Below are 1,544 nucleotides of genomic sequence, written 5' to 3' on the forward strand. Positions count from 1 at the left end.
GCCGCGGCATAACCATTTTGCTCCGTGATGCCGGCCAAATCTGCCTTAACCGCATGGGTTGATACGTTGGGAGTGGTATTAGTCAGGTAAACATTAAGGGTGTGTCCAGCTGCATGTAATTGATGCACCCCCTTACAAAGCTGCTCCACGAAATCCTGAAACTTCACATAAGTTGCCATGAAAAATCCTCCTTCATATTCGTAGGCCCCGGAGTCATCTTCTCCTATGGGCCTTTCCACCTGATTCAAGTCATAATCCGGTGCATCCGGTCCGTATGCCGCACTAATGGCCGGGGAAGTACCCGCGAGATGGTAGTCATGTGTAGCTGCATCAACAAAAAAAGCAGACGGGCTAACATTCAATATGTTGTCCACTATTGTACCGGGACCAGGAGTGGGGGGCACATTGGAAATAGAATATGTAGACGAACAGGTCGCCAGATTATTCCTGATTATCATGTTGGACGCCCAACCATAACCATAAATAAAATGAATCATGGAGGTTGTCGGTTGATAAAATATATTGTTGCTAACCAGCATATTGGTCATGCGTTCAGGATTATTGCAACCAATATTGCCAGGAGTAGTGGGGTTGGTGCCGTCAAAGGTATTGTTGACAATCCGCCAATCCGGGCCATCGTTTGCATGATTTTCAGGAGATACACTAATAGACCAGCCATGAACACAATTATAAAATACATTGTTGACGACATAATGCCTCAACCCGCAAGCATAAAACCCGTGGTCGTGATACCAGTTATGCCCTAAAGACCATTCAGGAAAGTATGTGCTTCCCATCCAATAACCGCCGTCTAAGAATCCGGTTGTTTCGGTGTTTAATCTTCCGCAGTTGTAAATTGTATTGGAGTCCAAAGTCCAGTCATGTATTTGTTGACCGCAAAAAATCCCTGAGATGCCATAATAGTCCTTGTATTCATACCGTTGGCCGATGTCATGCACAATACAACGATAGATTGTAATATAATTTGAGCCTGGTATCACATTGCAGGCAATCCCGCCCCATAACCCTTTTCTGACTACTAATCCTTCAAATCTAAGATAATTGGCATACCAGAGCATGAACACCGAATGTGCCCCATGCGTCGCCAGGGGTTGACTCTGGGAATTAGTGACATGGTAATGGTCCCCGCTGGCATTTCCGTCTATAATAGAACCATGTATTACTTCGGAAGCATAAACAATAGGATTGCCGCTCGCCCCAGCCCGTTTGGGCTGAATCATGTAACCATAATCAGCTCCAGCATAGGTATAAGTTCCAGTCTTGAAAATGACCGTATCGCCAGGATTAAGAGTATTTTGAGCAGCATAATCAACTCGTGCCACATTCCAAGGATTAGCGTAGGTGCCTGGTGCATCATACGCTCCCGTCGGAGAGGCATAATAAGTCGCCATCGTTTAGGCCGGGTCAGAGGCGGTGATCGGTTCGGCGCTGGCGCTGGTGGTCAAAGCCGAGGTCCAGGCCGCCGTGCTGTCATCTTCCTTAGTGACGGTCAGGGTGGTCCCTGAGATAGACCATTTATTCCT

1 protein-coding gene is annotated in these 1,544 nt (G+C 46.9%); it reads right to left on the minus strand.

Features of this window, described 5'->3' with window-relative positions; genetic code table 11:
* Nucleotides 1-1,412, minus strand: a 1,412-nt coding sequence (locus HWQ67_RS18200) for a choice-of-anchor Q domain-containing protein (RefSeq protein WP_218254113.1), incomplete at its 3' end; no start/stop codon positions are given.
* Between the last annotated feature and the right edge of the window lie 132 nt (nt 1,413-1,544).

The sequence above is a fragment of the Candidatus Magnetobacterium casense genome (genome assembly GCF_019173545.1).
Taxonomy (GTDB): domain Bacteria; phylum Nitrospirota; class Thermodesulfovibrionia; order Thermodesulfovibrionales; family Magnetobacteriaceae; genus Magnetobacterium; species Magnetobacterium cryptolimnobacter.